The sequence below is a fragment of the Pseudarthrobacter sulfonivorans genome, assembly GCF_024391045.1.
Classification (GTDB): Bacteria; Actinomycetota; Actinomycetes; order Actinomycetales; family Micrococcaceae; genus Arthrobacter; species Arthrobacter sulfonivorans_B.
In genome coordinates this window covers 22,005-30,835 of record NZ_JANFCZ010000038.1, presented here as the reverse complement: position 1 = coordinate 30,835, position 8,831 = coordinate 22,005, and the positions used below count along the sequence as shown (strand labels likewise).

11 protein-coding genes are annotated in these 8,831 nt (G+C 63.7%); 4 read left to right on the top strand and 7 right to left on the bottom strand.

Annotated features, from left to right (window positions below; translation table 11 throughout):
* Positions 1–35: 35 nt before the first annotated feature.
* The 7 genes from NQJ30_RS18235 to NQJ30_RS18205 form a co-directional block, all read right to left on the bottom strand.
* Complete coding sequence (locus tag NQJ30_RS18235; protein ID WP_374113286.1) at positions 36–1,451, bottom strand: MinD/ParA family protein; 1,416 nt, start codon at positions 1,449–1,451, stop codon at positions 36–38.
* 214 nt (positions 1,452–1,665) lie between these two features.
* Complete coding sequence (locus tag NQJ30_RS18230; RefSeq protein WP_255771678.1) at positions 1,666–1,803, bottom strand: hypothetical protein; 138 nt, start codon at positions 1,801–1,803, stop codon at positions 1,666–1,668.
* Between the two features lie 88 nt (positions 1,804–1,891).
* Positions 1,892–2,353, bottom strand: a complete 462-nt coding sequence (locus NQJ30_RS18225) for a hypothetical protein (RefSeq protein WP_255771677.1) — start codon at positions 2,351–2,353, stop codon at positions 1,892–1,894.
* Between the two features lie 76 nt (positions 2,354–2,429).
* Positions 2,430–2,753, bottom strand: coding sequence for a hypothetical protein (locus NQJ30_RS18220; protein ID WP_255771676.1), 324 nt, complete (start codon positions 2,751–2,753; stop codon positions 2,430–2,432).
* Positions 2,737–4,164 (bottom strand): hypothetical protein, encoded by a 1,428-nt coding sequence (locus NQJ30_RS18215; RefSeq protein ID WP_255771675.1) that lies wholly within the window; start codon positions 4,162–4,164, stop codon positions 2,737–2,739. Before NQJ30_RS18215 ends, NQJ30_RS18220 begins: the two co-directional genes overlap by 17 nt.
* Positions 4,164–4,880 carry an ATP-binding cassette domain-containing protein gene (locus tag NQJ30_RS18210; protein WP_255771674.1) on the bottom strand — a complete coding sequence of 239 codons (717 nt, stop codon included), beginning with the start codon at positions 4,878–4,880 and terminating at the stop codon, positions 4,164–4,166. The genes NQJ30_RS18215 and NQJ30_RS18210 overlap by 1 nt, the downstream gene beginning before the upstream one ends.
* 83 nt (positions 4,881–4,963) lie before the next feature.
* The gene (locus NQJ30_RS18205; RefSeq protein ID WP_255771673.1) at positions 4,964–5,233 is read right to left on the bottom strand and encodes a hypothetical protein; all 270 of its coding nucleotides are present in this window, start codon (positions 5,231–5,233) and stop codon (positions 4,964–4,966) included.
* 426 nt (positions 5,234–5,659) lie between these two features.
* Here NQJ30_RS18205 and NQJ30_RS18200 point away from each other — a divergent pair, with 426 nt between their 5' ends.
* The 4 genes from NQJ30_RS18200 (at position 5,660) to NQJ30_RS18185 (ending at position 8,826) form a co-directional block, all read left to right on the top strand.
* Entirely contained in the window at positions 5,660–6,541 is an 882-nt protein-coding gene (locus NQJ30_RS18200) for a multidrug effflux MFS transporter (protein ID WP_255771672.1), read from the top strand.
* Positions 6,538–6,897 (top strand): hypothetical protein, encoded by a 360-nt coding sequence (locus tag NQJ30_RS18195; protein ID WP_255771671.1) that lies wholly within the window; start codon positions 6,538–6,540, stop codon positions 6,895–6,897. Before NQJ30_RS18200 ends, NQJ30_RS18195 begins: the two co-directional genes overlap by 4 nt.
* Before the next feature lie 74 nt (positions 6,898–6,971).
* Complete coding sequence (locus NQJ30_RS18190; RefSeq protein WP_255771670.1) at positions 6,972–7,412, top strand: MarR family winged helix-turn-helix transcriptional regulator; 441 nt, start codon at positions 6,972–6,974, stop codon at positions 7,410–7,412.
* Entirely contained in the window at positions 7,405–8,826 is a 1,422-nt protein-coding gene (locus NQJ30_RS18185) for an MFS transporter (protein WP_255771667.1), read from the top strand. Before NQJ30_RS18190 ends, NQJ30_RS18185 begins: the two co-directional genes overlap by 8 nt.
* Positions 8,827–8,831: the final 5 nt, after the last annotated feature.

The following is an 8,831-nucleotide window of genomic DNA, read 5'->3' as shown; positions in this document are numbered from 1 at the left end:
AAGAGGTCACTGAGGCGAGGGCGGCGGCCGAAGACTTACCGGTAGCCGTCCACGATGGCCGCCGCGATCTCCTTGTACGCCCGGCGGGTCTCCGGCTTGAGCACGTCCAGGGTGACCAGGTCGCCGTCGGCCACACCACGGTCGTGCGGCACAGCGATGAGCTGGCGGCAGATCCCGGCGAGGTGTTCCTCGATGGCATCCTTGTCCACGCGGGAGGACACCTCGTCCTTGTCCGTGATGACGACGATCGCGTTCCGGGCCAGGTCCTCGTACCCGTGGCTCGCCAGCCAGTGCAGGGTGCTACGGGCGCGCTTGGCGCCAGAGACCGCATACCCGGCGGCGATCACCAGGTTGTCGGCCGACTGCAGGATCCCGCTCATCGCGTTGTGGGTCACGCCCGTGCCGCAGTCGGTCAGCGCCACCGAATAGTAGTTGGAGATGAGCTTGCGGATCCGCAGGTACTCCTCGGCGGTGAGCGAGTCCGAAACCTCCGGGTCCTGCTCCCCCGCGATCAGGTGCAGCCGGCCCGCATGGTGCATGTACCGGGCCAGGGCCGTGAGCGAGTCCACGGATTCGATGTTCTTGAGCAGGTCCGTGATGGTGCGCGGGCTGGCTTGCTGGTAAATCCCCTCACCGAGGGCCCGCTCCACGAGGTCGCCCGAGTCCGGGTTGGCATCAATGGCACAGGGCGCGTCACCCCGGAATTCGGCCAGAGTCAGGCCAACGCCCACCGTGGTGGAGGTCTTGCCGATGCCGCCCTTGAGGCTCAGCACGGCGGTGTTGTAACTGCCCTGCAGCTGCCGGGAGATGCGCCGGGCCAGCTCGTCCTCGTCGCGCTGCTTGGCGCTGGGACCCAGGTTCCAGGCTCCACCGGTCAGCGAATAGATCGCGCCACGGATCCCGCCCACGGGCCGGGGCTTCTGCTCCTTCACGAACAGTCCTGGGGAGCTGATGAAGTCAGGCATGGGGCTCTCGGCGATTGCGTCCGCCGCCGTGGGGCGGACGCGCCGGAACGCCGGTGCTTCCTCGGGAACGTGCGACGACGGCGGCGCGGGTGTGTCGCCGTCGTACGCCACCGCGGTGGTGCGGGAGTTGTGCTCGTCCGGCTGCGCGGGTGCGGAGTCCACCGAGGGCCCGGCTGAACCAGCACCAAACTGCGGCTGCGCAGTGACGGGCGGCTTGGCCGGCCGTCGGGTGGGCGCCGGAACGTGGGCTGCAGGTTTGGCGTGGTCGGCGGCAGCCGCGGCCTCCGCCCAGGAACTGCGGCGCGGTACCGGGGTGCCGGCGTCGGGGGTGCTGGAAGGCTCGGGAGTTACGGCTGGCATGGTTCCTGTCTGGGCGTCCGAAAGCGCTCCGACGGCGCGCCGGAGGTCGCGGCGTCGTCGGGCCGGTTGCGGCTGCCCTGCATCCTCTGCAGTGGCACTTTCGTTGTGATCCGCCGGATCGGGCATGTCTGTCCCCCAGGACTTCGGCTCAAGGTTCTGCGGCTCCATCTACGGACTGGTTCAGTCAACCAGTCTAGGCGCTGACGCAGAAGACGAGGTCAGTGGCGGGTCAGGGCGGCCACCACAACGCAGGCGGTAAGCACCAGGAGGACGGTCAGGACGGCGTACGCCTTCCACTTGGGGCGGCCCTTGTGCGGGTTGATATCTACGTACGGCATGGCTAGCTGCGGTCACTCCTCTTGGCGGACACCCGGTTGGCGCGCCGCTTGAGGCGGAGCACCTGGTACATCGCACAGAATGGAATCAGCAGTGTGGCCAAAAGCGCGCAGAGCGCCAGGGCATAGTCAATGAGAGCCAATGCGGCCTCCGTCGGTTAGCAGTGATCCCCCATGCGATCACGGGTCACGCTAGCCTTAAGTCACGACGCTTGACAAGTCATGCGAAGGTTACTGAGCTTCCCCGGCCGCCTCCGGCGGCTGCGCATGCAACGGCACGCGCGCCGACCAGTGGCGGATGCCAACAACCAGGCTCCGCCCGTCGCCGAACAGGGGCGCCAGGAAGACCAGGTGCGGCCAGAACCACCAGTGGAGCAGCAGCCCCGGGACGGCGGCCCACAGGACAAGCCCCGCCGCGGCGGCCGCGACGGGGCCGGCAAGGGCCATGACGGCAATCTGCCATCCGTAGAGCCGCCCCACGGGGGCGATCGAAAATCGGAACATGCTGCTGCTGACCACGAAGGAGCTGATGCCGCGGAAGCGGCGGCCGGCCAGGGCATGCGCGCCCTCATGGATCAGGAACCCTCCCAGCAGGCAGGCAAAATTGATCACCAGCCACAGGGCCAGTTCGGCCAGATACGGGTACCCCAGGACCAGTCCTGTCAGGCTGCACGCCGCGGCAACAGCCAGCATTGCCCCGAGCGGCCACCTGCACGAACGGGCCACGGCACGGATGATGTATCCGGGGGTGAGGGCGCCGCTCGTGATCTCAGGCAGGATTGACGCCTTGTTCCTGCAGGGTTTTCTTGTAGGCCTTGAGCCGGTCAAACATCACCGCGGTTGCAAAGGCGAAGAGCGTGGCCAAGAGGAAGATGACGAAAATGGGAAAGCCGTTGGCCACGCCGAATTCCAGCCCCGTGGCCCCGTTGTCCAGCTCATGCGGTTCAAAGAAAAGGGAACCAAAGAGGCCAAACTTTCTGACGCCGACGTCCGAGGCGGAGAACATGGTCAGAACAAAGGCGATGACCACAACGGCCATTGTGATAATGAATGATGCGGTAACGCTGACGAGGGACTTATGCAGCCATTTCATGACGATTAATCATTTCCAATCTTTTCATTCCCAAAATACTGTAAATTACAACCACTGCGTTGAGCACCACGAAGATGAGCAGGTTCATCACCATGCTGAGATTGAAGATATTCAATCCGAGCGCCACAATCATCACAACAATCACCGTGAGGACAACCCCCATGAGCACGGTAAAGGGGTTTCCCTTCTCGGGCGGAAAAGCGATTCCTATCAGCGTCGAGATGAGAATGTTGCCCAGGCAAAAGCCCACGATCATCAGGCTGGTGGTGAATTCGATGCCCTGGATTTGCGCCGCCGCCACGGTGGGCACGGCCAGCGCCAGGAACAGGACTGCCTGCGACCCCACCAGGCACAGGTAATTGCGGAGAGCAGTCCCGGGATAGGTGGCCAGCCGGCGCAGCGGCTCGGAGTTCGAGTACGCGTAAATGCCCTGGAACGTGATGAGCACCAGCACGAACGGCGGCAGGACGATGTTCTGCAGGACGGCGAATACGGTGTAGACGAACATGAAGGCCACCGCGACGGCGGTCTCGAAACTGCGGACCAGTACCAGCAGGTAGGCGCCGAACTTCGTGGCCGCCAGGGAGGCCGGCAGCACCTTGAAAAAACGGCGCACCGCCACGTAGCTGCGGGGCGCGGCGCCAACTATAAGGAGAAGCAGCACAGCGGAAACGGCAACGAACAGGGCGGCGGCCAGCCAGATGCCGTGCTCGCCTTGGATCAAGGCGAACACCAGCGGCGGCGCGGCAAGGACCTGCCCGTTGAAGTGGCTCTCCACAATGCGGTTGCTCAGTTCGGTGGAGTAGGGGAAGGCCAGCGCCAGCCCCAGGGCAAGCACCATGGGAACCAGCAGGCCACGGAGACGGGCAAGGCCCACCGACAGGAGAAGGCGTTCCAGCAGGAAATATCCGAGGCTCAGCACCAGGTAGAACGTGACGGCCGGGAACCAGATTGCCGCCAGGACCTTGGGGATGTACCGGGGACCTTCGAGCAGCACCGTCGAGAGCGAGAAGGCGCCGAAGATGAAGACGGTAAGGCACAGGACGATGCTCGACTCGAAGAGCGTAAACGCCAGGGTGCGTTCCTTGTTGGTGACCGGCAGGCTGAAGGACAGGCGAAGCAGTTCATCGGCCTTGAGGAAGAGAACACGGATCAGCGTGTAAACGATCAGCACCCAGAAGCCCACGGAGGCATTGGCCACCTGGAGAATAGGCTCCAGCAAGCCGGTCCCGCCGAGGTATTGCCTGATGATCACGAAGCTCATCAGGCAGAAGCCGGCAAACGCCAGCAGGACCAGGAGCAGTGCCGAGAGCTGGGCAGTCCGGCTTCTCAGCAGGCCCCTCCCCAGGACGCGCCGGACAATGAAGAGCCAAAACATCTTCGATAGCAGCAGCACACTACGGAGGCGCATCAGGGAACGTCCATTGCCTGCACCAGTTCGCGGGCCAGGCTGCCGAGCGACCCGCTGACTTCAAGAATTTCACTGGTGGCGCTCTTGGACACCAGGGCTCCCATGTTTAGCACCATCACCTCGTCCGCGGTGCGTTCCAGCATGGAAAAGTCGTGGCTGCACAGCAGCACGGACCGGCCCCCGCTGGCGAGCTCCCGGACGTCCGTTTCAAAAGTAAAGACGGCGTCCAGGTCAACGCCGTTAAGGGTCTCATCGATGACCGTCAGCGGGCGCTTCAGCATCAGGGCAGCTATCAGCTGGACCTTTTTCCGCATCCCGTGCGAGTAGTCCTCAATCAGGTCCCCCTGGCGGCCTCTCATGGAATAGCGTTCGAACTGGCGGGCCACTTCAGCAGTGTCAGGCTTTTCACCGTAGAGGCCGTGTACGAAGCTCAGGTACTCGGCGCCGCTGAGGAACTCCGGAAGGTAGTCGTTGCTGGAAAGGTAGATTGACGCCATCTTCGCGGCGCGGTCCTGGTTTCCGCCGCCGGCGATGGCCACGGTGCCGCCCTGCAGCTTCAACAAGTCAAGGATGATCTTGATCAGCGTGGATTTGCCGGAGCCGTTGGGGCCGATCAGGCCGATGATCTGGTTCTCCGCGATGTCGAAGGAGACGTCGTGAAGCACCTGGGCGCGCGGATTGTAGGAGTAGTTGACGTGGTTGACGCTGAGAAGCATTGGTATTCCTCTTTCATGCCCATCATGGTGGCGCTCCCTCAGTACGCAGGGGGCGCCACCACGACGTCTAGGCTAGGACAGCCTTAGCGGCATTCGATCAGGACAGAAACGCCCCACTGGCTCCACTTCCAGTTGCCAGTGAAACGTCCTTTGCCCTGCGAAAGGCACCAGATTGCCATTGCTGCCAGCATGGCGAAGGCCAGCACCAGAAGGACAGCGAGAAGTACGAGGAACCAGCCGTCGTACCTCACAATCAATGCGTCCATCTTGCTGCGGGCCATCATCATTGTTGCACTTGCATTGCTTGCAGTTGCTGCCAGCATCTTTCCCCCATTTGTTTTTATTTCTTCCAAGATCCTCCCTTTTTGGCAGGACCGGGATGAGCCTAACAGGCTTTGGATAAATTTGAATAGACCAGAATGTGAATTCTTTTCCCGTTTCGGAAACATGCTGCAACCATGAAAACGTCCATGCTAAAAGTTAAATGCCAAAGCGCTTTCATTAGACAAACGCTTTCCAATAAGCAGGCTTATCAATTCTGCCTCTGGACCCCCAACGCGCATCGCACCCGGACTCATCTCATGATGAGAACCACCTGCCGCAAATAGCGCATGCCGAATTTTCCATTTGTCCCCCCTCAAACAAAAATGCTTTCGCAATCTAACGGACGGCCCCAAAGGGGTCAAGTCATATGGATATCGGGCGGATGTGTAGCGGCCGACGGCGGGTGTTACGGCGCGTGCCCCGCTCGCCGTCGGCCGTTATCTAGAATCGGCAGGATGAACCCGCCCCATGACGATGACCAGTTCCGGTCCCGGCTGAACCTGTCCGGCAACAAGGACAGGATGGTGCTGGTAGTGGCGCTGGGGATCCTCAGCGCCGTCAGTCCCATGGCCACCGACATGTACCTGGCATCCATGCCGCGGATGGGCGAGTTCTTTGCCACGCCGGCATCGGTGGTGCAACTGACCCTGACCAGCTACATGATCGGCATGGCGGTGGGCCAGTTTTTGCTGGGACCCATCTCGGATATCCTGGGCCGGCACCGGCTCATGGTGGCCGGCAATGCGGTGTTCCTGCTCAGTTCCGTGGCCATCGCCCTGGCGCCCAGCATCGAGGTGGTCCTGGCGCTTCGTGTGCTGCAGGGTGTTTCCGGGGCCGCCGGGGTGGTGATCGCCCGGGCCGCGGTGTCGGACATGGCGTCCGGACGGCAGGCCGCGAAGCTGTTCTCGCTGCTGGCCACCATTTCGTCGCTCGCCCCGGTGCTGGCGCCCCTGGTGGGCGGCGTGATTGCCACCGTGGCTCCATGGCAGACGGTGTTCTGGGCCCTGACTCTCTTTGGGGCGCTGATGCTGGCTTGTTCGGTGTTCGTGGTCCCGGAAACCCTCCCCCGGCACCTGCGTCACCGGGGCGGCCTGAAGGCAGTGGCCTCCAACTCCTGGTCCGTACTGTCCACGCCGTCCTTCATGGCGTATGCGCTGGCGTTCGGGTTCACTTTCGGAACCCTGTTCTCCTACATTTCGGCCTCATCCTTTGTGGTGCAGAATGTGCTCGGCTATTCCGCGCTGGCCTATTCCGTCATCTTCGCGGTCAACGCCGGGGGCATGATCCTGGGCGCCTGGCCAACGCCCGCCTGGTGGACCGCGTGGAGCCGGCCGTGATCCTGCGGGCGGCCGTGATGGCGATGTGCGCCGTCAACGTGGCCGGCATGGGGCTGGTCCTGGGTGGAATCGCGGGCTGGAGCACTCTGGCGCACCTCTTCCTAACGCAGGCCAGCGTGGGCTTCATCATGGGCAACGCCACGGCCCTTGCCCAAGGGGCGGTTCCGGGTCGGGCCGGGGCTGGTTCCGCGGTGCTCGGGCTCATCCAGTTCCTTCTGGGCGGGCTCGTGTCACCTCTGACCGGAATCGCCGGAGAGCACAGCGCGGTCCCGATGGCCGTCTCCATGGCGGCGTGTTCCGTGCTCGCCGTGGCGGCAGCGGCAGCCGGGAGCCGGCTTTCACGCCCGAAATGCTGATGCAGGTAGGGATGAGAGCAGTCTCACCACAGAATGATCAAGCAAGTTGATCAAGCTACTTGTATAATTTAGGGATGACCGACGAACCAGCACCAGACCCGGTACTCACCCACTCCCTCTTCGAAGCCCTGCACCCGCTGCTGCGGAAACTCAACGCGGAACGGACCATTTCCCCCGGCAAGATCGGCGTGCTCCGCCACCTTGCGGAGCATGGGAAGGCAACGACGTCGGAGCTCGCTGTGGTGGTCCAGGTCAGTCCGCAGGGCATTTCGCTGGCCGTGCGTGAGCTGGAGGGGCTGGGTTACGTGGTGCGCGTCCCCGATTCGGCGGACCGCCGCCGCACCTGGATTGAACTCACCGAAGCCGGTCGGCAGAAGCTGCGCGTTGAGTCGTCCGCCGGCCAGGGCTGGCTGGACCGGGTTATCCGGGAACGGCTAACCCCGGCCGAGCGGACCGCCCTGGCCGCCGCCATCCCCGCGCTTCGAAACCTGGGAACGGAGGCACCGAATGACTGAGACCCGCTCACCCCTTGTCCCGGCGCTGATTTATGCTGCCCTCTCCACCGCCATCGTGAGCTCACTGGGCATGCTCCTGGTGCCCACTATTTCCCGCGAAATGGACGTATCGGTGGGCACGGCGCAGTGGATGCTGACCATCAACCTGCTGGTAGGTGCGGTGGCCACCCCTGTGATGGGCCGCCTGAGCGACGGACCGCATAAGAAAAAGCTGCTGCTGTGGGCGCTGCTGATCATCCTCCTCGGGTCCGTCATCGCCGCGTTGGCGCCCAACTTCACGGTGTTCCTCGTGGGCCGTTCCCTGCAGGGCCTGACCTACGGAATCGTTCCGGTGACTATCGCCCTCGCCCGCCGCTATGTCGCCGTCGACAAAGTGCGGTTTGCCATCTCCAGCCTGTCGGTCACGGTGGCAACAGGCCTTGGGATCGGGTACCCGCTGACGGGAATCATCGCCGGAACGTTGGACTTCCGGTTCGCGTTCTGGTTTGCCGCGCTGTTTGTGGTCACCGCCATCATCGTCGTCTTCCGCGCAGTGCCCGGCGGACCTGACGAACGCGCCCCGCGGGTGCCGTTCGATTACACCGGCGCCGCCCTGCTGGGCCTCGGCCTGGGCGTCCTGCTCCTAGGCATCAGCGAAGGGCCCAAATGGGGCTGGGGGTCACAGCTGACCATCGGCGCCTTCATCGTGGCTGCCGCACTGCTGACGGCGTGGGTCCAGGCCGAACTGCGCAGCCCGAACCCGCTGATCAACCTGCGGGTCCTGGGGAACGGGGACGTGCTGCTGGCCAACAGCACCGCCATCGGACTGGGTGCCGCCATGTACATCGGCCTCTCCATTTCCAGTCTCATCGCCCAGGCTCCCATCTCCACCGGCTACGGCGTGGCACTGCCCGTGTTCTGGGCCGGCTTCGTGATGTTCCCGCTTTCGGTGGGGAGCTTCAGCGCCAACCGGCTGGTCCGCCGGCTGGCGCATCGGGTCAAGCTCACCACCCTGTTGCCCATTGGTGCCGGCATGATGGCGGCCGCCGGCATCCTGCTGTGGTTTGCGCACACCCAGCTGTGGGAAATCCTGCTGGGAATGCTGGCCCTGGGCCTCGGCATGGGGGCAAGCTACGCAGCCATGCCGGCCCTGATCGCCCGCAGCGTGGCCAGCGAAGAACTGGGTAGCTCCGTGAGCTTCAACCAGGTGCTGCGGACGGTGGGAAGCTCCTTCGGCACGGCTGTGTCCGGCGCAGTGCTGGCGGCCAACATGGCGCCGGACCTGCACCCCTCAGGACGCGGCATCACCGCGACGCTCGAAATCGGTGCCCTGCTCTGTGCCGCAGTATTCGTGGCCCTGCTCATCCACGCGATGATCACCCGTCCCCAGCCCAAACAAACAACGCGGGGTCACTCGATGCCCAATAATCCGTGATTATC

What these genes read in the sequence shown, in the direction of transcription:
- NQJ30_RS18225 (WP_255771677.1), bottom strand. Translation starts at nt 2,353, where the DNA reads ATGCTGGCTGTTGCCGCGGCGTGCAGCCTGACAGGACTGGTCCTGGGG.
- NQJ30_RS18190 (WP_255771670.1), top strand. Translation starts at nt 6,972, where the DNA reads ATGACCGACGAACCAGCACCAGACCCGGTACTCACCCACTCCCTCTTC.
- NQJ30_RS18210 (WP_255771674.1), bottom strand. Translation starts at nt 4,880, where the DNA reads ATGCTTCTCAGCGTCAACCACGTCAACTACTCCTACAATCCGCGCGCC.
- NQJ30_RS18235 (WP_374113286.1), bottom strand. Translation starts at nt 1,451, where the DNA reads ATGCCCGATCCGGCGGATCACAACGAAAGTGCCACTGCAGAGGATGCA.
- NQJ30_RS18200 (WP_255771672.1), top strand. Translation starts at nt 5,660, where the DNA reads ATGAACCCGCCCCATGACGATGACCAGTTCCGGTCCCGGCTGAACCTG.
- NQJ30_RS18185 (WP_255771667.1), top strand. Translation starts at nt 7,405, where the DNA reads ATGACTGAGACCCGCTCACCCCTTGTCCCGGCGCTGATTTATGCTGCC.
- NQJ30_RS18215 (WP_255771675.1), bottom strand. Translation starts at nt 4,164, where the DNA reads ATGCGCCTCCGTAGTGTGCTGCTGCTATCGAAGATGTTTTGGCTCTTC.
- NQJ30_RS18220 (WP_255771676.1), bottom strand. Translation starts at nt 2,753, where the DNA reads ATGAAATGGCTGCATAAGTCCCTCGTCAGCGTTACCGCATCATTCATT.